This is a genomic window from Quadrisphaera setariae, from assembly GCF_008041935.1.
GTDB lineage: Bacteria > Actinomycetota > Actinomycetes > Actinomycetales > Quadrisphaeraceae > Quadrisphaera > Quadrisphaera setariae.
Genome location: NZ_VKAC01000006.1, coordinates 293,429 through 313,671, shown reverse-complemented (window position 1 = coordinate 313,671; position 20,243 = coordinate 293,429). Strand labels below are relative to the sequence as shown.

Below are 20,243 nucleotides of genomic sequence, written 5' to 3'. Positions count from 1 at the left end.
CTGGAAGGCGGCCATGAGCAAGCGCATCGACGTCTCTGACCTGAACATCTACTACGGCGACTTCCTGGCCGTCGAGGGCGTCTCGATGGCCATCGAGCCCCGCTCCGTCACGGCCTTCATCGGCCCGTCGGGCTGCGGCAAGTCCACGTTCCTGCGGTCGCTCAACCGCATGCACGAGGTCATCCCCGGTGCCCGCGTGGAGGGCAAGGTCGTCATGGACGGCCAGGACCTGTACGCCTCCGACGTCGACCCGGTGGACGTCCGCCGCACGGTCGGCATGGTGTTCCAGCGCCCCAACCCGTTCCCGACGATGTCCATCGCCGAGAACGTGCTGGCCGGCGCGCGCCTCAACAGCAAGCGCATGCGCAAGTCGGAGGCCGACGACCTGGTGGAGTCCTCCCTCCGGGGAGCCAACCTCTGGAACGAGGTCAAGGACCGCCTCGACCGTCCCGGCGCCGGCCTGTCCGGTGGTCAGCAGCAGCGGCTGTGCATCGCCCGCGCCATCGCGGTGCGGCCCGACGTGCTGCTCATGGACGAGCCCTGCTCGGCGCTGGACCCGATCTCCACGCTCGCCATCGAGGACCTCATCCAGGAGCTCAAGAGCGAGTACACGATCGTCATCGTGACCCACAACATGCAGCAGGCCTCGCGCGTCTCCGACTCGACCGCCTTCTTCAACATCGCGGGCACGGGCAAGCCGGGCAAGCTCATCGAGATGGCCGACACCGCCACGATGTTCTCCAACCCGAGCCAGAAGTCCACCGAGGACTACGTCTCCGGCCGCTTCGGGTGACCGCCGGCCCTCGGGCCAGCACCAGCGCCGCAGGGGCGCCGACCGCGGGGTCGGCGCCCCTGCGGCGTCTCAGGCCGCACACACCCGCAGCCGCACGCTCCGCAGCCGGGCGCCCCCGTGCGGTTCCGGGGCCCACCGGGACAGCAGCCGGGCGCCCGGCTGCGGTTCCTCTCAGCTGAGCAGGGGCAGCAGCGCCGCAGCGCAGAGGGCTCCGGCCGCGGCGGACGCCGGGGCGGTGACCACCCAGAACCAGGCGATGCGGCGCAGCACGCGCCAGCGCACGGCCGACGGTCGGCGCACCGCGCCCGCGCCCGCGATGGCCGCGGTGACGGTGTGCGTGGTGGAGACGGGCACGCCGAGGCCCGCCGCGGACAGCGCGAGCACCCCCGTGGTGGTGGCCTCGACGGCGAACCCGGCCGGCGGGTCGAGGGTGGTGATGCGGCTCCCGAGCGTCCTCACGATGCGCCAGCCGCCCGCGAGGGTGCCGACGGCGAGAGCGCCCGACGCGGACACGGCGACCCACCAGGGGACCTCGGCGCCGTGGGGGAGGGCCCCGGCGGCCACGAGGGCCAGCAGCACCAGTCCCATGGTCTTCTGCGCGTCCTGCAGGCCGTGGCCCACCGCCACGCCGCTGCTGGAGACCACCTGGGCGAACCGGAACAGGCGGTGCGCGCGCCCGGGCGCGGCGTGCCTCAGGCACCAGGCGATGCCCAGGGCCACCAGCCCGGCCACGAGGAACCCCAGCAGCGGGGAGACGAGCAGCGGCAGCGCCACCTGGAGGGCGGCGCTGGGCCAGTCGACGCTGGCCCCGACCACGGCCCCGGCGCCGACCAGACCGCCCACGAGGGCGTGCGTGGAGCTGCTGGGGATCCCGCGCCACCAGGTGAGGAGGTTCCAGGCCGTGGCCCCCACCAGTGCTGCGAGCACGAGGACCAGCCCGGCCGCGCCGTCGAGGGGGGTCAGCACGCCGTAGGCCACCGTCTCGGCGAGCCGGCTGCCCAGCATGCCCCCTAGCCCGTTGAGCACGGCCGCGATCACGAGGGCCGCCAGCGGCGTCAGGGCGCCGGTGACCACCGGGGTGGCGATGACGTCGCTGGCGTCGTGGGCGCCGTTCACGACGGCGAAGACGAGCGCTGCGACGACCACGACGGCGAGGACCGTCCCGGTGGCGGGGTCCACCGGCTCAGGCCTCCTGGACGGCGATGGTCTCGACGGTGCGCGAGACCTGCTCGAAGGCGCGGGCCACGGCGGCCAGGCGGGAGGCGACCTCCGTGGCGGCGACGGCGTCGAGCACGTCCGCGGTCGCGCGGAGCCCGCCGCGGTGCACCTGCGCCAGGACGGCCAGGTGGGTCCGGCCCACCTCGTGCTCGAGGCGGCGCACCTCCACCCAGTAGTCGACCAGGTCGCGCACGGAGCGCAGCCGGGCCATGGCGGGGGCGGTGACCTCGGCCTGCCGCTGGACGAGGGCCACCTGCTCGACCACGGCGGCGGGCAGCTCCCCCACCCCGGTGGCCATGACGACGGCGGCGACCTCGGCGAGGGCGTCGACGCAGTCGTCGAGGCCGTGCGCGAGGGCGACGAGGTCGCGGCGGTCGTAGGGGGTGACGAAGCTCGACGTGACGCGACGGACCACGAGGCGGGTGGCGTCGTCGGCGGCCCGCTCCACGGCGACGAGGCGGTCGGCGAGGTCGGAGCGGTCCGCGCCGTCCTCGCCGAGCATCCGCACCAGGACGTCCGCCCCGACGACCACGTGCTCCGCCAGCGCCGTGACGTCGTCGAAGATCGCGCTGTCGCGCGGCAGCAGGCGCATGGGTGGTGCTCCAGGGACGGTCGGGTCCGGCCGTGCCGGGAGTGCCAGGTTAAGGCAGCGGGCGTCAGGCCCCGGGGGGCTGCGCGACCGCCCCTCGTCCGGCCCCGTCGCGGGACCCGTCGATCACCTGGTCGGGCGCAGCGGAGCCGCCGCCGGAGCCCTGCGGGGGGTCGGCGGTCACCTCGACGCCCAGGAGGCGGTCGATCTCGGCCTGCGGGAGGACGTCACCCGCCTCCGAGGCGGCGACGACGAGGTCCCCGTACAGCTCGATCTCCTCGGCGAGGGCGTCGTCGTCGAGGCGCCGGCTGCGCTCCATCCCTGAACGGTAGCGGCGCCACCGCTGATCATCAGCGGAAACCCCAGCGCAGGGGCCTCAGGAGGGCCTCCGGCCGCCGCCCGGGCGGCGAGAGGGGGGGTCCCGCCGCCCGGACGACGGGTCCAGGGTCCTCCCGGGGGGCGCCGGTGAGCTGCGCTCACCCGGAGTCCCTCGCACGGGGGTCGAGGAAGATCGTACGCGCTGCCCCCGAGCATCACGGGTCCCGGGCGCTCAGAGCAACCCCCTTCCGGACCTCGGGCCGTCGCCCGCGGGCGGCGCCCCGGCGCGATCGCTGGTGGGATGGGGCGGTGCACCCGGTGGACGCGCTGCGCCGCACGGCCTTCCTCCTCGAGCGGGAGCAGGCCGCCACGCCGCGGGTGAAGGCGTTCCGCACGGCGGCCGCGGTGCTGGCGGCCCTGCCGGCGGAGGAGCTGTCCCAGCGGCTCGCCGACGGCACGCTCACGGAGCTGAGGGGCGTCGGGCCGAAGACCGCCGCGGTGGCCGCTCAGGCCTCCCGGGGGCAGCAGCCGGACTACCTGGCGGAGCTGGAGCGGCGCCGGGAGGAGTCCGGGCCCCTGGCGCCCCTGGACGACGACGGCGAGGCGCTGCTGGCCGCCCTGCGGGGAGACCTGCACGTGCACAGCGACTGGAGCGACGGCGGGTCGCCTCCGCACGAGGTGGCGGCGACGGCCGTGGAGCTGGGGCACGAGTACCTGGCCCTCACCGACCACTCCGGAGGGCTGCGGGTGGCGAACGGACTGTCGCCGCAGCGGCTGGAGCGCCAGCTGGACCTCGTGGCGTCGGTGGCGGGACAGCTGGCGCCGTTCCGGCTGCTGTCGGGCATCGAGGTGGACATCACCGAGGCGGGCGGGCTGGACTGCCCGGACGAGCTGCTGGAGCGCGTCGACGTCGTCGTCGCCTCGGTGCACAGCCGCCTCGGGGGGCGCAGCAGCAGCGAGGAGATGACCGCCCGGATGCTGGGCGCCCTGGAGCACCCGCGGGTGCGGGTGCTGGGGCACTGCACGGGCCGGCTGGTGAGCCCCGGCGCCGACGTGCACCGGCCGGCGAAGCGGCCCGAGGCGCCCTTCGACGCCGCCGCGGTCTTCGCGCGCTGCGCCGAGCGGGGCGTGGCGGTGGAGGTGAACTCCCGGCCGGAGCGGCTCGACCCGCCGATGCGCCTGCTGCGCCAGGCGCTGGAGGCGGGCTGCCTGGTGAGCATCGACACCGACGCGCACGCCCCCGGGCAGCTGGACTGGCGGCCGTTCGGGGTGGCGCGGGCCGCGGCCGCCGGGGTGGACCCGGACCGGGTGGTGACGACGTGGCCCGTGGAGCGGCTGCTCGGGTGGCTCAGGGGCGCAGGCTGAGGGCTCTCTGGCGCAGCGAGCGCGCCGAGGTGCCGGTGGCCGACGGCGCAGCCGCTGCCGCCGCTGGCGGCACCTGCGACGCCGACGGCACGGGTGACGCCGACGGCACGGGCACCACCGGTCGCCCCGGGGACGGGGCGAGCGACGGCGCGGGGACGGGCGCGAGGGGCTGGGCGGGGACCGGTGCGGCAGCGGCGGCCCAGGCGCCGAAGCGGGCGGTGCGGGCCCGCTCGTGCCACGAGCTGACCACGGCGTCGAGGTCGGGCTCGGGGGTGGGGCGCCCGAACCAGTAGCCCTGGCCGTGGTCGCAGCCCATCTCGACGAGCATGCGGGCCTGCTGCTCGGTCTCGATGCCCTCGGCGATGACGGTGAGGTGGTGGGCGTGGGCGAGGTCGATGACCGCCTGCACCACGGCGGTGGCGGAGGTGTCCGTGCCCAGGCGCGCGACGAAGGCCCGGTCCACCTTCATGAACGCCAGCTCGAGCGCGGACAGGTAGCTGAGGGCCGACCAGCCGGTGCCGAAGTCGTCGATGCCCACGCCCACGCCGAGGTCGGTGAGCCCGTCGAGGGTGCGGCGGGCGTGCTCGCCCTGGTCGAGCAGGGAGTGCTCGGTGATCTCCACGAGGAGGCGGGCGGGATCGGATCCCGACCTCTGGAGGGCACCGCGCACGAGCAGCGCGAGGTCGGGCCGTGACAGGGTCCGCGAGGACATGTTGACCGCCACGGTGGGCACCGCGTGGCGCGGACCCTGGACGGCCACGCGGTCGGTCTCGGGCAGGGCGATGGCGGTCGGGGCCCCGGAGGCCGGAGGGCTCCAGCGCTGCGCCAGGCCGCTGGCCCGGCCGAGCACCCACTCGTCCATGCGGGTCACCAGGCCGGTCTCCTCGGCCACCTCGATGAAGACGAGGGGCGAGAGGGGACCCTGCTCGGGGTCCAGGACCCGGGCCAGCGCCTCCACGCCGACCACCTCGCCGCTGGCCAGGTCGATGACGGGCTGGTAGAGCACCTGCATGCGGCCGGCGTCGAGGGCCGAGCGCAGCATCGCCTCGGTGCGCACCCGCCGGACCGCGGCCTCCTCCAGCGCCGGGGCGTACTGGACCGCGCGGTCTCGCCCCTCGCGCTTGGCCCGGCGCAGGGCCAGGCCCGCCCGGCGGACGACGTCGTCGGCGCCGACCTCGTCACCGGTGGTGGTGACCAGCCCGATCGAGGCGGTCAGCGACAGCGGGTCGGCCAGGCCGGGGACGACGACGGGACGGCGCAGGGCGGCGGCCAGCTGCTCGGCGAGGGCACCGGCGTCCGTCGCGCAGGCACCGGTGACGGCGCTGACGGCGCTGACGGCCACGGCGAAGACGTCGCCGTCGAGCCGGGCCACCACAGCGCCCCGCGGGGCGGCGGTGCGCAGGCGGTCGGCGCAGGCCACGAGCACGCGGTCGCCGGAGGCGCGGCCGAGCGCGTCGTCGAGCACGGAGAACCTGTCGAGGTCGACCAGGGCGAGCACCGCACCACCGCGGCGGCGCTGGCGCTCCGCCTCGCGGGCGTCCGCCTCCAGGTGCGCGAGCAGCGCGGGGCGGGTCGCGAGGTCGGTGAGGGGGTCGCGCTGACCGAGGGGGGCGGCGGCGGTGATGTCGACGGCGGAGCCGTACAGCCGGACGGCCTCGCCGCGCCCGTCGAGCTCCACCTCGGTCCAGGCGTGGACGCGGCGGTGGACGCCGTCGGCTCCGACGAGGTCGAACTGCTCCTCGCCGCCGCGCCGCGCCTCGCGCACCACGAGCAGCCAGGCGCGCACGCGAGCGCGGTCGGCGGGGACCACCAGGGAGGTCCACCACTGCATGGAGGGTGCGGTGGTGGCGGGGTCGCTGCCGGCGATCCGGTGCATCCCCTCGGACCAGGTGAGCTCACCGGTGAGGAGGTCGAGCTGCCAGACGGCGGCCCGGACCCCCGCGGCGGCGGCGCGGTCGCGGCGCGCGGACGGTGGGGTCACCGTCTGTGCGCTCGGTGACCACGGCGACGTGAGCATGGTCTGAGGGTGTCACCGGGCGTCACCGATCCGGCGTGAAACGGAGGAGACACGCCGGAGCGGCGACGAACTCCTGCAGCGATATAACTCAGCGTGACTAATCGAGCACGCTGGGCTCATGCGTCAGGCGCTGGCGTAGCCCTGGGGGTTGGCGGTCTGCCAGCGCCAGGTGTCAGCGCACATCTCGTCCAGGCCGCGCTGCGCCGTCCAGCCGAGGTCGGCCCGGGCCCGGGCCGGGTCCGCGAAGGAGACCGCCACGTCGCCCGGGCGGCGGGCGGCCACCCGCACGGGGACCTCGTGCCCGCACGCCCTCTCGAAGGCCGCCACCACCTCGCGCACGGAGGAGCCGCGGCCGGTGCCGAGGTTCCAGGCGCGGGCGCCGGCACCGCGCCCCCCGCCGGACAGGCCCGCGAGCGCCCGCAGCGCGGCGACGTGGCCCTCGGCGAGGTCGACCACGTGGATGTAGTCGCGAACGCCGGTGCCGTCGGGGGTGTCGAAGTCGTCCCCGAAGATCGTCAGCTGCTCGCGGCGGCCCACGGCCACCTGGGCGATGAACGGGACGAGGTTGTTGGGGATGCCCCGCGGGTCCTCCCCGATGCGGCCCGACGGGTGGGCGCCCACCGGGTTGAAGTAGCGCAGCAGCGCCACCGACCAGCGGTCGTCGCTGGTGGCGACGTCTCGGAGGACCTGCTCGACCATGAACTTGGTCCACCCGTAGGGGTTGGTGGCGCCGAGCGGCGCGTCCTCGGTGAGCGGCATCTGCGTGGCCGCGCCGTAGACGGTGGCGGAGGAGGAGAAGACGAGGGTGCGGCAGTCGACGGCGTCCATCGCCTTGACGAGGTTGAGGCTGCCGCCGACGTTGGTGCGGTAGTACCTCTCGGGCTGGGCCACCGACTCGCCCACGGCCTTGAGCGCCGCGAAGTGCACCACCGCCTCGGGACGCACGCGCTGCAGCGCGTCCAGCACGGCGGCCTCGTCGGTGACGTCCACCTCGAGCAGCTCGACCTCGCGGCCGGCGATCTCACCGACCCGCCGCACCGCCTCGGCGCTCGCGTTGGACAGGTCGTCCAGGACGACGACGTCGTGTCCCTCCTCCAGCAGCGACACCACCGTGTGGCTGCCGATGTACCCCGCTCCGCCCGTCACCAGGATGCGCACGGTTCGCGACGCTACACGGAGGGTGCGAGGCTCCCACGATGGATGCCTCGACGAACGACCTTCCGGACGCGGTCCTCTTCGACGTCGACGGCACCCTCGTCGACTCGAACTACCAGCACGTCGTGGCGTGGACCCGCGCCTTCCAGGGGGTCGGCGTCGTCGTCCCAGCACCGCACCTGCACCGCGCGGTGGGGATGGGCGGCGACCAGCTCGTGGCCGCCGTCGCCGGCGACGACGTCGAGCGCGAGCACGGCGACGCCGTGCGCGAGGCGTGGAAGACCGAGTACCTGGCGCTGCTGGACCGGGTGCCCGCCCTGCCCGGCGCCGCCGACCTCCTGCGGGCGTGCCACGAGCGGGGGCTGGCGGTGGTGCTGGCGTCCTCCAGTCCGGGCGACCTGCTGGAGCGCCACTGCGCGATCATCGGAGCGGACCTGGTCGACGAGGTGGTCGACGCCGTCACCACCGCCGACGACGTCGAGGCGTCCAAGCCCGCGGGAGACCTCTTCTCGGTGGCAGCGCAGAAGGTGGGGGCCCAGCGCGCGGTGGCCGTGGGCGACTCCCCGTGGGACGCGCGCTCGGCGCACGCCGCCGGGGTGGGCGTGGTGCTCGTGCGCTCCGGCGGGTTCTGCGACGAGCTGCTGCGCGGTGAGGCCCCGGACGCCCCGCTCTACGACGACGCGGCCGACCTGCTGGCGCGCCTGGAAGGCTCGCCGCTCACCTGACGCCAGCCGGACGTCAGCTGCTGACGCGGAACCAGACCACCTTGCCGGTGGCCTGGCGCGGCACCCGTCCGCCCAGGGCCGCCGCGAGCGCCGCCGGCAGGGCCGGGGCCTTCTGCTCACCTGCGGCGTCAGCACCGCCGGCCGGGACCGCGGGCTCCAGCTCGCGCAGGCCGCCCTCGCGCACGCCCCACTCCACGGAGAGCTTGTCGACCAGCTCCAGGCCACGGCCGCTCTCGTCGAGGAGGTCGATCTGGCGCAGCACCGGGTGGACGGGGCTGCCGTCGGCGACCTCTACGAGCACCGCGCCGGAGGCCTCGCACACCACGTCCATGGTGACCAGCGAGCCGGCGTGGACCACGGCGTTGGTGACCAGCTCGGAGGCGAGCAGCTCGACGCGGTCGCGCACCTCGACGGAGTGCAGCTCTCCGAGCTCCTTGCGCACGAAGGCGCGCGCCAGCAGCGGTGCCCTGGTGTCCTTGGGAAGCCTCACGCGCACGGCAGCACCCTGCCACCGAGGTCGACCTCTCCGTGGGAACTCAGCCAGACCAGTGCCTCCCGCAGCACCTGCGGGCTGGTCCAGCGGGGCTCGTAGCCGAGCAGGCGCCGGCCCTTCTCCACCGAGGCGCTGTGGTTGCGCACGAGGTGCTCCCATGAGGCTCCGGCGTGCTCGGCGCCCTCGTCCCCACCCAGCCGGGCGGTGTAGCCGGAGCGGAACTCCTCCCAGGTGACGTCGCGCAGCCGGGCTTCCTGGCCGAACCAGGACGCCACCTCCCTGGCCAGCCCGCGGACCGTCCAGCCGCGGTCGGAGACGGCGAAGAAGCTCTCCCCCACCGCCGTCGAGCGGTGCTCGAGGGCCCGCTGGAACACCTGGGCGACGTCGTCGGCGTGCACGTGGTGCATGAGCTGGTGCCCGCCGTCCGGCACGGCCAGCTCCTCGCCCGCCGCGAGCGCGGCCCAGACGCGCGGGTCGGTGTTGCCCAGGGGGTTGATGACCCGCCAGCCGGGCCCGCTGATGTGCCCGGGGTGGATGACGGTGGTGGGCACCCCGCCGCGGCGTGACTCCGCGAGCAGGAGGTCCTCGCAGGCGACCTTGCCCACGCCGTAGTCGCCGAACGGCTCGCGCGGGTCCTCCTCGCGCAGGGGCGCCGCGGCAGCGCGGCCGTGGGTCCAGATCGTGCCCGCGTGCAGGAGGTGCCCGACCCGTCCGCGCAGCGCCTCGACCAGCTGCGCCGCCTGCTCGGGGGTGAAGCAGACCATGTCGACGACGACGTCGGCGCCCAGGTCGGCGATGCGGCCGCCGAAGCTGCCCGCGGCCTCCTCGGCGTCCCGGTCGACCTGCACCCGCTGGACCCGCGCCCACGCCTCGTGCGGCCGGTAGGGCTCGCGGGTGCCCCGCGAGAGGGCCACCACCTCGTGCCCCGCCGCGACGAGGCGGGGCACGAGGTAGGTGCCGACGTGGCCGGTGGCTCCGATGACGACGACGCGCACGGGACTCCCTGTCTGGGTGGACGGGCAGGTCAGTAGATCGTGTAGCCGCCGTCGGCCACGAGCACGGTGCCCGTGACGAAGCTGGCGGCGTCGCTGGCGAGGAACACCACGCTCGGCGCGATCTCCTCCGGAGAGGCGGCGCGCTGCTGCGGTGCGTCCTCGATCCACTGCCGGCGGAACCGGGGCTCGTCGACAGGGGCCATCGCGGTGCGCACGTACCCCGGGGCGAGGGCGTTCACACGGATCCCGTGCGGCGCCCACTCCGCGGCCAGCGACTTGGTCAGCTGGTGCACGGCCGCCTTGGACGCGTTGTACGCGGCCTGCTCCTGCGGGCGGTTGACGATGATCGCCGAGATCGAGCCGATGTTGACGATCGAGCCGCCCCCGGCTTCGCGCATGTGGCGGCCCACCGCGAGGGAGGTCTTCCACAGCGCCCGCACGTTGAGGTCGAACACCGCCGACCACTCGTCGTCGGGCACCTCCCAGCTGGACCGGTGGAAGCACGTGCCGGCGTTGTTGACCAGCACGTCGATGCGGCCGCCGAGACCCGCCAGGGCCTCGGCGGTGGCGCGCTCGACGTCGGCGTCGACGGTGAGGTCGGCGTCCACCCGGACCAGCTCGACGCCGTCCGCTGCCGCCTCGTCGACGAACGCCTGGGACCGGGCTCCGTCACGGGCGATGATCGCGACCTTCGCGCCGGCGGCCGCCAGGCCGAGCGCGAAGGCGCGCCCGAGGCCCTGGTTGCCGCCGGTGACGACGGCGGTGCGCCCCTCGAGGCTGAACGGCCCCCAGCCCGCCGCCATCAGCGCCACGGCTCCACGACGGACTTCAGGCTCTCCGGGTCCTTGTCGGAGTCGAGCGCGTCGGCGGCGTGGTCGAGGTCGTAGCGGCCGGTGACGAGGGAGTCGACGTCCACCTGGCCCGACGCCACCAGGTGCGCGGCCAGCGGCCAGGTGTCGGTGTACCGGAAGATGCCGGTCAGGGAGATCTCGTTGTCCTGGATGTAGCTCACCGGCAGCGTCAGCTCCGGGTTGCCGAGGCCCACCAGCACGGCGGTGCCACCGCCGCGCACGGACCGGATGCCGGAGGTGATGGCCGGCGGGGCGCCGGAGGCGTCGATGAAGGAGTCGACCTGGAGGGCCGTCACGTCGGTCTCGCGCGGGTCGACCGCGCTGGTGGCGCCGAAGCCCAGGGCGCGCTCGCGGCGGGGCGCCACGAGGTCGGTGATGATGACCTCGCGAGCGCCGAAGGCCCGGGCGACCTGGGCGGTGATGATGCCGATCGGGCCGGCGCCGGCGATGAGCACCCGCTGGCCGGGCACCACGCGGGCCTTGCGCATCGCGGCGATGCCCACGCTGAGCGGCTCGAGGAGGGCGGCCGCGTCGTCGGAGAGGCCATCGGCCACGGGGAAGGCGAACTCCGCGGGGGCGGTGACGTACTCGGCGAAGGACCCGTCCACCGGCGGCGTGGCGTAGAAGCGCATGTGCGGGCAGAGGTTGTAGCGGCCGGCCAGGCACTGCGAGCAGTGGTGGCAGGGGCGCTGCGGGTCCACCGCCACGCGCTCGCCGACGCGGGACGCGTCCACGCCGGAGCCGACGGCCACCACGGTGCCGCCCATCTCGTGGCCCAGCACCATCGGCGACTCGACGACGAACTCCCCGGCGCGCATGTGCCGGTAGTAGTGGACGTCGGAGCCGCAGACCCCGACGGAGCCCACCCTGACGAGCACCTCCCCGGGACCCGCCTCGGGGACGGGGCGCTCCTGCACCTCGACCGTGTTCTCGGCCAGCAGCACGCTGGCCCGCATCGTCTCCGGGAGGCGGTCAGGCACCCCGGGGGCCGCCTGGGCCCTGTTCTGCTCCGTCGCAGCGCTCATGCGGGCCATCATGCCCCGCCGGCGTTGAGAACGTTCTCAGCCGGGGTGCCCGCCCCCCTGCCGGCACTCTCCCGCCCGAGTGCCGGTGAGGGGACCTTGCTACCGGCACTCGAGCGGGAGAGTGCCCACGAGGCGCTGCGGAGCGGGAAGGCAAGGGCGTGGTGCTCAGTGCTCGCCGCGGTGCACCACGCGCTCGGTGGTGCGGCCGTCGGCCAGCGTCGTGCGGACGGTGAGGGAGTCCGTGGCCTCAGCCGGCCACCAGGCCGTGAACCACCCGCCGCCGAGGGTGGCCTGCACGCGGCGCCCGTCGGCGTCGGTGAGCACGACGCCCGTCACGTCGGCGCCCGCACGGCCGAACGCCTGGGTGTACGACCCCTGGGCGGTCGTCATGCCGCCCCCGAAGACGACCGTCGTCCCGTCCGGCGCGGGGGCGGCGACGGCGTCCGCCGGAACCCACGCCCCCAGGCCCGTCCCCGCGCCGAGGACCGGGTCGCGCCGGCCAGGCAGCGCGGAGAGGCACGTCGCGACGCCCTGGTCCGTGGCGGCGAGCGCAGCGAGGTAGCCGCCCCTGGTGTCGGCGAGACCCGCCACCCGCTCACCTCGCGGCGTCCGGCCCTCGTCGGTCATCAGGGCGAGGCAGTCGGCCTCGGCCGTGGCTGCCTGCTCGGCTGTGAGCGGCGTCGGGTCGGAGGTCCAGGAGGCGAACGCCTGCGGCGTCCCGGCGTCGGACACCACCTGCGAGGCCACGAGGCCAGCGGCCGTCACAGCCGCCGCCGCGCCGACGAGCACCCACCGGCGGCGCAGCCGGGCCGAGCGCCGGACGGTCGCCGTCGTCGTCCCCCTGGTCAGGTCCTCCGGGGTGCGCGGGGTGGCGAGCACCCGCGCCAGCAGTGCCTCCGCCGCCGGGGAGGCGGGGTCGGGGGTGCGCCCCAGGGTGGGGTCGATGCGGGTGAGGTCCAGCTCGGTCAGGGGGGCGTTCATCGGGGGCCTCCGTCAGCGGGCGCGGTCTTCGGGGTGGCGGGGTGGTCGAGGTGCACGCGCAGGCGCCGGCGGGCGCGGACCAGGCGCAGGCTCAGCGCGGTGCGGCTGATGCCGAGCACCCCGGCGGCCTCGACGGTGGTCAGGCCGTCGAGCGCGGTGAGGGTGAGCGCCTCCTGGTCGGCGGGGCTGAGCAGGCACCAGGCGCGGGCGAGGTCGACCTGGGAGACCACCTGGTCGCTGCCGTCGGGGACGACGTCGGCGGGCAGCACCGACCCGACGCGCACCGCGAGCGCCTGGCGGCGCGCGTCGCCGCGGCGGGCGTTCAGCATGGTCCGCTGCGCCACGCCGAAGAGCCACGCGCGGGCCCGGCCGTGGTCGGCGGGGACCTCCTCCAGCCGGCGCCAGGCGACCACGAAGACCTCCGCGACGACGTCCTCCGCGGCCAGCGGGTGCAGCCGCCGCTCGACGAACCTGACGAGGTCGGGGTAGGCAGCGCGGAACAGGGCCTGGAAGCGGTCCTCGTCGGGCACCGGCCCTCCTGGCGGTGTGGGTGGAGCCGCGGCGGGGGCGGTGGTCAGCGGGGTGCTCACACCCCTACGTGTCCGGTGCGCGCTGCGCCGCTACATCCGAGGTGGTCTGCCAGCATGCGGGCATGTCCGTGATCGTCCGCGTGCTCGTCAACGCCGTCGCCCTGTGGGTGACCACGCTCGTGGTGCCCGGCATCGCGATCACCGCCCGCGAGGGCCACCTCCAGCAGGCGGTGACGTTCGTGGTGGTGGGAGCGGTGTTCGGCGTGGTCAACACCGTGGTGCGGCCGGTCGTGAAGCTGCTGTCGCTGCCGCTGTACGTGCTGACGCTGGGGCTGTTCTCGCTGGTGGTGAACGCCGCGATGCTCGAGCTGACGGCGTGGGTGTCGAGCTTCACGCCGCTGACGCTGGTGGTGGACCGGTTCTTCTGGTCGGCGGTGCTGGGGGCGCTCGTCGTCGGGGTGGTGTCGTGGCTGCTGGCGCTGCTCGTGCCGGAGCGCCGCAAGCGCCGCGTCTGACCCGCCCAGGCCGGCACTCTCCCGCGCGAGTGCCGGTCCGAGGGGTCTCACACCGGCACTCGTGCGGGAGAGTGCCGGAGGAGGGCATCACATGCGCTGGAGCCCGTGGCCGGTGATGACGGCGGTCCCCTCCAGGTCGGAGGCCTCCAGGTCGACCGTGGCGAGGAAGCCCCAGTCGTGGTCGCCCGCCGGGTCGTCGACGACCTGGCGCACGTGCCACAGCCGCGCCTCCCTCTCGTGGGTGACCTGCAGCAGCGCAGGAGCGCGGGAGGCCGCGGACACCCCGACGTCGTCGTGCTCGGCGTAGTAGTCGGCCACCACCGCCTGCCAGGCGTCGAGGTCGAGCGCGGGGTCGAGCTGGGCGAGGTCCCACGCGCGGCGGCGGGCCAGGAGGTCGACCCGCTGCCACATCGCGTTGCGGACCTGCACGGTGAACGCGCGCACGTTGGCCGTGATCCCCCGCAGGGCCGGCGGGGGCGGGGGCGCAGACCCGTCGACCAGCGCCTCGGGGTGGGTGAGCGCCTCCCACTCGTCGAGCAGGCTGGAGTCGGTCTGGCGGACCACCTCGCCGAGCCACTCGATGACGTCGTCCAGGCCCTCCCCGCGCCGGTCCTCGGGGACGGTCTGGCGCAGGGCCCGGTAGGCGTCGGACAGGTAGCGCAGCACCGCACCCTCGGAGCGGGAGAGGTTGTAGCGGCGGACCAGGTCGCCGAAGGTCATCGCCTGCTCGAGCATCTCGCGCACCACCGACTTGGGGCTCAGCGCGTCCTCCGGCAGCCACGGCGCGCTCTGGCGGTACTGCTCGAAGGCCGCCCCGAGCAGCTCCTCCAGCGGCTTGGGCCAGGTGACCTCCTCGAGCAGCTCCATGCGCTCCTCGTACTCGATCCCCTCGGCCTTCATCGCCGCCACCGCCTCGCCGCGGGCGGCGAACTGCTGGGCCAGCAGGATCGGGCGGGGGTCGTCGAGGGTCGCCTCCACCACGCTGACGACGTCGAGGGCGGGCGTCGGCGAGGCGGGGTCGAGCACGTCGAGCGCCGCCACCGCGAAGGTCGACAGCGGCTGGTTGAGCGCGAAGTCGGCCTGCAGGTCCACCGTGAGGCGCAGCGTGCGGCCGTCGCCGTCCGGCTCGTCGAGCTTCTCGACCACGTCGGCGGCCACCAGCTCGCGCACGATCGCCACCGCCCGCTTCACCAGGCGCACCTGGGTGGCGCGGTCGGAGTGGTTGTCGCGCAGCAGCCGGCGGAACGCCGGCACGGTCGGCGCGGGACGGGCGATGGTGTTGAGCACCATCGCGTGGGTCACCCGCATCTGGCTGGTCAGCGGCTCCGGGGCCGCGGCGACGAGCCGCTCGAAGGTGGGCTGCGCCCAGCTGACCTCGCCCTCCGGCGGCTTCTTCTTGACCACCTTGCGGCGCTTCTTGGGGTCGTCACCGGCCTTGGCCAGCGCCCGCTCGTTCTCGATGAGGTGGTCGGGGGCCTGCACCACGCACGTGCCGGAGGTGTCGAAGCCGGCACGGCCGGCGCGCCCGGCGATCTGGTGGAACTCGCGCGCGCTCAGCAGGCGCGTGCGGCGCCCGTCGAACTTGGTCAACGACGTGACGAGCACCGACCGGATCGGCACGTTGATGCCCACGCCAAGGGTGTCGGTGCCGCAGATGACGGGCAGCAGCCCCTCCTGCGCGAGGGTCTCCACGAGGCGGCGGTACTTGGGGAGCATGCCCGCGTGGTGCACGCCCACGCCGTGGCGGACGAGCTTGGAGAGCACCTGCCCGAAGCCCGCCGTGAAGCGGAAGCCGCCGAGGGCCTCGCCGATCCGCTCCCGGGCGCCCTTGTCCGCGACGGTGACGGAGAGCAACGCCTGGGCGCGCTCCAGGGCCGCGGCCTGCGTGGGGTGGACCACGTAGACGGGCGCCTCGCGGGCCTCGAGCAGCTCCTCCAGCGTCTCGTGCACGGGCGTCATGGCCCAGCGGTGGTGGAGCGGCACGGGACGCTCCGCGCCGGCCACCAGCACGGCCTCGCGCCCGGTGCGGCGGCGCAGGTCGTCGGTGAAGCGCGACGTGTCGCCGAGGGTCGCGGACATGAGGAGGAACTGCGCGCGGGTCAGCTCCAGCAGCGGCACCTGCCAGGCCCAGCCGCGGTCGCGGTCGGCGTAGTAGTGGAACTCGTCCATGACGACGAGCCCGACGTCCAGGTCGGCGCCCTCGCGCAGCGCGCGGTTGGCCAGCACCTCGGCGGTGCAGCACACCACCGGCGCCGAGGCGTTGACCGCGCCGTCACCGGTGACCATGCCCACGTTCTGGGCTCCCAGCACCTCCACCAGCGCGAAGAACTTCTCGCTGACGAGGGCCTTGATGGGGGCGGTGTAGACGGAGCGGCGCCCGGACGCCATGGCCGCGGCGTGCGCCCCGAGCGCCACCAGCGACTTGCCCGACCCGGTGGGGGTGGCGAGCACCACGTGCGAGCCGCTCACCACCTCGATGAGCGCCTCCTCCTGGGCCGGGTACAGGCTCAGGCCGCGGTCGGTGGCCCACCCCTCGAAGGCCTCGAAGACGGCGTCCGGGTCCGCCGCGGCGCCGCCCGTCGGCAGGCGCGAGGGCAGGTCGGGGCGCCGGTCCACCTCGAGGGCGGTGGTGGCGTCGGCGGGGTCTGGCACGTCCCCGAGGGTCCCACGGCGACGGCGGAGGGGGTCTCGCGGTGACGCGGGGGCGCCGAGCAGGTGCGACATGCGACCTTCTCCGCTCCCGGGCGGCAGCGGTCACCTACTGTGACCCCCGAGACTCCGCGCCGGTGCCCTCCCCCGGCTCGACGGACCCGCGAGGAGGATGGCCAGGTGGGGCTGGAGACGTCGTTCGGCGGCGGGACGGGGTGGCGCAGCGCCACGCGCTACCCGGCCGTCACGGCGTCCGTGCGCGAGGCCCGCCGCTTCGTGGAGGCGGAGCTGGCCGCCCGCGGCCGCCCCGACCTGTCCGACGACGCCGGCCTGGTGCTGTCCGAGCTGGCGGCGAACGCCGTGCTGCACGCGCGCACCCCCTTCGAGGTGGTGCTGTCCTGGCAGGACCGCCAGCGCGTCCGCGTGGACGTCATCGACGGCAGCCCCTCGATGCCGGTCCTCGCCACGGCGCTGCAGACCTCCATGACGGGGCGCGGCATGGTGCTCGTCGCGGCCCTGGCCTCCCGCTGGGGCAGCGAGCGCACCGGCTCCGGCAAGTGCGTGTGGTTCGAGCTCGGCGGGGACGAGGAGCGGACCGACCCCGACGACCCCAGCGCCGATGACCTCCTCGCCATGTGGGCCGACCTCGACACGGCCGTCACCGTGGTGGTCCCCGACCTCCCCGTGGCGGCGCTGCTGGCCGCCAAGGAGCACCTCGACGACATCGTCCGCGAGCTGCAGATCGTCATGCACGACCCGGCCGTCGTGGCGCGCGCCGAGCACGACGCCCCCGAGGAGGTCGTGCTCGCGCGCCGCCTCGACGCCGCCGTCCAGGCCTTCGAGCCGGCGCGGGTGCAGGTGCGCACGCAGGTGGTCCGCGCGGCCCGGGAGGGCCGCGAGCGGGTGACCCTGGAGCTCGTGCTCGACCCCGGCGCCGCCGCTGACGCCCGCCGGTTCCTCGAGGCCGTGGAGGACGCGCACCGGCTGTCGCTCACGGGTGCGCTGCTGACGCGCGGCGACCAGCTCGGCCGCCACGCCGCCGTGCGCCGGCTCTACCTCGAGGAGGTCGTGCGCCAGCTCCACGGCTGAGCGCGCGGCCGCTGCGCCCGTCGTCGTCCTGGTCGGTCTGACCAGGACGACGAGGGCGCCCGCCCGGTCAGCCGATCGCGGGCACGGCCGCGAGCGCCGTGCGCAGGTCCTCCTCGGACAGGCCGGAGTCGGTCATGCGACCGGCGAGGAAGGCCTCGTAGGCGGCGAGGTCGAGCAGGCCGTGGCCGCACAGCGCGGTGACGATGACCTTCTCCTCCCCGGTCTCCTTGCAGGCCAGCGCCTCCTGGATCGCCACGGCGAGGGCGTGCGTCGGCTCGGGGGCCGGCACGATGCCCTCGGTGCGGGCGAAGCGGACCGCGGCGTCGAAGCAGGCGGTCTGGTCGACGCTGGTGGCCGTCATGAGGCCCAGCTCGTAGACGTGGCTGATGAGCGGGGCCATGCCGTGGTAGCGCAGGCCGCCGGCGTGGATGGGGTCGGGCACGAAGTCGTGGCCGAGGGTGTGCATCTTCATCAGCGGGGTGAGCCCGGCGGTGTCGCCGAAGTCGTACCGGTACTCCCCGCGGGTCAGGCTCGGCGCGGACGCCGGCTCGACGGCGCGGATCTCGGGGTTGATGCGCCCGGCCATCTTCTCGCGCAGGAACGGGAAGCACAGCCCGCCGAAGTTGGAGCCGCCGCCGGTGCAGCCGATGACGAGGTCGACGTCGGTCTCCCCGGCCTTGGCCAGCTGCAGCAGCGCCTCCTCGCCGATGACGGTCTGGTGCAGCAGCACGTGGTTGAGCACCGAGCCGAGGGCGTACTTGGTGTCCTCGCGCTGCGCGGCCACCTCCACCGCCTCGGAGATGGCGATGCCCAGGGAGCCGGTGTGGTCCTCGGGGAAGGCCCGTCCGGCCTCGGTGAGGCGCGACGGCGAGCGGTGCACCGTGCCGCCGAAGGTCTCGATGAGGGTGCGGCGGTAGGGCTTGGCGTCGTAGGAGCCGCCGACCTGCCACACCTCGCACTCGAGGTCGAACAGCGAGCACGCGAACGCCAGCGCGGTGCCCCACTGGCCCGCGCCGGTCTCCGTGGTCAGCTTCTTCACGCCGGCCCTGGCGTTGTAGAAGACCTGCGGGACGGCGGTGTTGGGCTTGTGCGAGCCGGCGGGGCTGACGCCCTCGTACTTGTAGTAGATGCGTGCCGGGGTGCCGAGCGCCTTCTCCAGGGAGTGCGCGCGGTAGAGCGGTGAGGGGCGCCAGAGGCGGTAGACCTCCTGCACCTCCTCGGGGATGTCGATGTAGCGCTCGGTGCTGACCTCCTGCGCGATGAGGTCCATCGGGAAGAGGCCGGCGAGGTCCTCCGGGCCGATCGGCTGGTGCGTGCCGGGGTGCAGCGGCGGCGGGGGCGGCGCCGGCAGGTCGGGCACGATGTTGTACCAGCGGGTCGGCATCTCGGACTCGTCGAGCAGGAACTTGTGCTGCTTCACCGGTGAAGAGGCCATGGTCGGGGAGCGTAGTGAGCAGCACCCCGCCCACTCCTGGCAGGATCAGTGGCCGTGTCCAAGGTCCTGACCTCCCTGCCCGTCGGCGAGCGCGTCGGCATCGCCTTCTCCGGAGGTCTCGACACCTCCGTGGCGGTCGCCTGGATGCGCGACAAGGGCGCCGTGCCCTGCACCTACACCGCGAACATCGGCCAGTACGACGAGCCCGACATCGACGCCGTGCCCGGCCGCGCCGGCCAGTACGGCGCCGAGGTGGCGCGCCTGGTCGACTGCCGCGAGGCGCTGGTGGAGGAGGGCCTGGCCGCGCTGACGTGCGGCGCCTTCCACATCCGTTCCGCCGGTCGGGCGTACTTCAACACCACGCCCCTGGGCCGCGCGGTGACCGGCACCAAGCTCGTCCGGGCGATGCTCGACGACGACGTGCAGATCTGGGGCGACGGCTCCACCTACAAGGGCAACGACATCGAGCGGTTCTACCGCTACGGCCTCATGGCCAACCCGGCGCTGCGGATCTACAAGCCGTGGCTCGACGCGCAGTTCGTCGCCGAGCTGGGCGGCCGCAAGGAGATGTCGGAGTGGCTGGTCGCGCACGACCTGCCCTACCGCGACTCCACGGAGAAGGCCTACTCCACCGACGCCAACATCTGGGGCGCCACCCACGAGGCCAAGTCGCTCGAGCAGCTCGACACGGGCATCGAGATCGTGCAGCCGATCATGGGCGTGCGGTTCTGGGACCCGGCCGTCGAGATCGAGGCCGAGGACGTCGTCATCGGCTTCGAGCAGGGCCGCCCGGTCTCCATCAACGGGCGCACCTTCTCCTCCCCGGTCGACCTCGTGCTGGAGGCGAACGCCGTCGGCGGGCGCCACGGGCTGGGCATGTCCGACCAGATCGAGAACCGCATCATCGAGGCCAAGAGCCGCGGCATCTACGAGGCGCCGGGCATGGCGCTGCTCTTCGCCGCGTACGAGCGCCTCGTCAACGCGGTGCACAACGAGGACACCATCGCCACCTACCACTCCGAGGGCCGCCGCCTGGGGCGCCTGCTCTACGAGGGCCGCTGGCTCGACCCGCAGGCGCTCATGCTGCGCGAGTCGCTGCAGCGCTGGGTGGGCACGGCCGTGACCGGCGAGGTCACCCTGCGGCTGCGCCGCGGCGAGGACTACTCGCTGCTCGACACCACGGGCCCGAACCTCAGCTACCACCCGGACAAGCTGTCCATGGAGCGCACGCAGGACGCCGCGTTCGGCCCGGTGGACCGCATCGGCCAGCTGACCATGCGCAACCTCGACATCGCCGACTCCCGCTCCAAGCTGGAGCAGTACGCGGCGCTGGGCCTGGTGGGCCCGGACGCGCCGGGCGTGGGCCTGGTCGGGGGCCTGGAGGCCGCCGCGCTGGAGCCCGGCGGCGCGGAGGAGATCGCCTCCAGCGGGCAGCCCTCCCCCGACGACCGCCCGCTCGACCGCGCCGCCATGGAGGCCGGCACCGACTGATCCCCCCTC

General features: G+C 74.7%; 19 protein-coding genes. 6 read left to right on the top strand and 13 right to left on the bottom strand.

Annotated features, from left to right (window positions below; translation table 11 throughout):
- Positions 1-13 precede the first annotated feature (13 nt).
- Positions 14-793: a phosphate ABC transporter ATP-binding protein PstB gene (gene pstB / locus FMM08_RS12120; protein WP_147926597.1), complete on the top strand. Its 780-nt coding sequence runs from the start codon at positions 14-16 to the stop codon at positions 791-793.
- Positions 794-964: 171 nt separating this feature from the next.
- Here the strand turns inward: pstB and FMM08_RS12115 are convergent, their stop codons facing one another.
- The 3 genes from FMM08_RS12115 to FMM08_RS12105 form a co-directional block, all read right to left on the bottom strand.
- Positions 965-1,972, bottom strand: coding sequence for an inorganic phosphate transporter (locus tag FMM08_RS12115; RefSeq protein ID WP_147926596.1), 1,008 nt, complete (start codon positions 1,970-1,972; stop codon positions 965-967).
- Positions 1,973-1,976: 4 nt separating this feature from the next.
- Positions 1,977-2,603 carry a DUF47 domain-containing protein gene (locus FMM08_RS12110; RefSeq protein WP_147926595.1) on the bottom strand — a complete coding sequence of 209 codons (627 nt, stop codon included), beginning with the start codon at positions 2,601-2,603 and terminating at the stop codon, positions 1,977-1,979.
- 64 nt (positions 2,604-2,667) lie between these two features.
- Positions 2,668-2,919 carry a hypothetical protein gene (locus FMM08_RS12105; RefSeq protein ID WP_147926594.1) on the bottom strand — a complete coding sequence of 84 codons (252 nt, stop codon included), beginning with the start codon at positions 2,917-2,919 and terminating at the stop codon, positions 2,668-2,670.
- A 308-nt stretch (positions 2,920-3,227) separates the two neighbouring features.
- Here FMM08_RS12105 and FMM08_RS12100 point away from each other — a divergent pair, with 308 nt between their 5' ends.
- The gene (locus FMM08_RS12100) at positions 3,228-4,283 is read left to right on the top strand and encodes a PHP domain-containing protein (protein ID WP_147926593.1); all 1,056 of its coding nucleotides are present in this window, start codon (positions 3,228-3,230) and stop codon (positions 4,281-4,283) included.
- On the opposite strand, the gene FMM08_RS12095 is transcribed toward FMM08_RS12100, so the two are convergent.
- Together FMM08_RS12095 and galE are read right to left on the bottom strand one after the other, a co-directional pair.
- The gene (locus tag FMM08_RS12095; protein ID WP_147926592.1) at positions 4,267-6,264 is read right to left on the bottom strand and encodes a putative bifunctional diguanylate cyclase/phosphodiesterase; all 1,998 of its coding nucleotides are present in this window, start codon (positions 6,262-6,264) and stop codon (positions 4,267-4,269) included. The genes FMM08_RS12100 and FMM08_RS12095 overlap by 17 nt on opposite strands.
- A gap of 159 nt (positions 6,265-6,423) precedes the next feature.
- Positions 6,424-7,458, bottom strand: a complete 1,035-nt coding sequence (gene galE / locus FMM08_RS12090; RefSeq protein WP_147926591.1) for a UDP-glucose 4-epimerase GalE — start codon at positions 7,456-7,458, stop codon at positions 6,424-6,426.
- A gap of 38 nt (positions 7,459-7,496) precedes the next feature.
- On the opposite strand from galE, the gene FMM08_RS12085 reads away from it, so the two are divergent.
- A complete protein-coding gene (locus tag FMM08_RS12085) occupies positions 7,497-8,180 on the top strand; it encodes an HAD family hydrolase (protein WP_147926590.1) in 684 nt (227 codons plus the stop codon).
- A gap of 13 nt (positions 8,181-8,193) precedes the next feature.
- On the opposite strand, the gene FMM08_RS12080 is transcribed toward FMM08_RS12085, so the two are convergent.
- The 6 genes from FMM08_RS12080 to FMM08_RS12055 form a co-directional block, all read right to left on the bottom strand.
- A complete protein-coding gene (locus FMM08_RS12080) occupies positions 8,194-8,670 on the bottom strand; it encodes an ATP-binding protein (RefSeq protein WP_147926589.1) in 477 nt (158 codons plus the stop codon).
- Positions 8,667-9,668 carry an NAD-dependent epimerase/dehydratase family protein gene (locus tag FMM08_RS12075; protein WP_147926588.1) on the bottom strand — a complete coding sequence of 334 codons (1,002 nt, stop codon included), beginning with the start codon at positions 9,666-9,668 and terminating at the stop codon, positions 8,667-8,669. The genes FMM08_RS12080 and FMM08_RS12075 overlap by 4 nt, the downstream gene beginning before the upstream one ends.
- A gap of 29 nt (positions 9,669-9,697) precedes the next feature.
- Complete coding sequence (locus FMM08_RS12070; RefSeq protein WP_147926678.1) at positions 9,698-10,471, bottom strand: SDR family NAD(P)-dependent oxidoreductase; 774 nt, start codon at positions 10,469-10,471, stop codon at positions 9,698-9,700.
- Positions 10,471-11,544, bottom strand: a complete 1,074-nt coding sequence (locus FMM08_RS12065; RefSeq protein WP_147926587.1) for an NAD(P)-dependent alcohol dehydrogenase — start codon at positions 11,542-11,544, stop codon at positions 10,471-10,473. The genes FMM08_RS12070 and FMM08_RS12065 overlap by 1 nt, the downstream gene beginning before the upstream one ends.
- 165 nt (positions 11,545-11,709) lie before the next feature.
- Entirely contained in the window at positions 11,710-12,525 is an 816-nt protein-coding gene (locus FMM08_RS12060) for a hypothetical protein (RefSeq protein WP_147926586.1), read from the bottom strand.
- Positions 12,522-13,055: an RNA polymerase sigma factor gene (locus FMM08_RS12055; RefSeq protein WP_147926585.1), complete on the bottom strand. Its 534-nt coding sequence runs from the start codon at positions 13,053-13,055 to the stop codon at positions 12,522-12,524. The genes FMM08_RS12060 and FMM08_RS12055 overlap by 4 nt, the downstream gene beginning before the upstream one ends.
- A 122-nt stretch (positions 13,056-13,177) precedes the next feature.
- Here FMM08_RS12055 and FMM08_RS12050 point away from each other — a divergent pair, with 122 nt between their 5' ends.
- Complete coding sequence (locus FMM08_RS12050) at positions 13,178-13,570, top strand: phage holin family protein (protein ID WP_147926584.1); 393 nt, start codon at positions 13,178-13,180, stop codon at positions 13,568-13,570.
- Between the two features lie 87 nt (positions 13,571-13,657).
- Here the strand turns inward: FMM08_RS12050 and FMM08_RS12045 are convergent, their stop codons facing one another.
- Positions 13,658-16,294, bottom strand: coding sequence for a DEAD/DEAH box helicase (locus FMM08_RS12045; RefSeq protein ID WP_147926583.1), 2,637 nt, complete (start codon positions 16,292-16,294; stop codon positions 13,658-13,660).
- Between the two features lie 105 nt (positions 16,295-16,399).
- Here FMM08_RS12045 and FMM08_RS12040 point away from each other — a divergent pair, with 105 nt between their 5' ends.
- A complete protein-coding gene (locus tag FMM08_RS12040; protein WP_187279719.1) occupies positions 16,400-17,308 on the top strand; it encodes an ATP-binding protein in 909 nt (302 codons plus the stop codon).
- A gap of 67 nt (positions 17,309-17,375) precedes the next feature.
- Here FMM08_RS12040 and FMM08_RS12035 read toward each other — a convergent pair whose 3' ends face one another.
- Positions 17,376-18,743, bottom strand: coding sequence for a TrpB-like pyridoxal phosphate-dependent enzyme (locus FMM08_RS12035; RefSeq protein WP_147926581.1), 1,368 nt, complete (start codon positions 18,741-18,743; stop codon positions 17,376-17,378).
- Positions 18,744-18,797: 54 nt separating this feature from the next.
- Here FMM08_RS12035 and argG point away from each other — a divergent pair, with 54 nt between their 5' ends.
- Positions 18,798-20,234 carry an argininosuccinate synthase gene (gene argG, locus FMM08_RS12030; protein ID WP_147926580.1) on the top strand — a complete coding sequence of 479 codons (1,437 nt, stop codon included), beginning with the start codon at positions 18,798-18,800 and terminating at the stop codon, positions 20,232-20,234.
- Positions 20,235-20,243 lie beyond the last annotated feature (9 nt).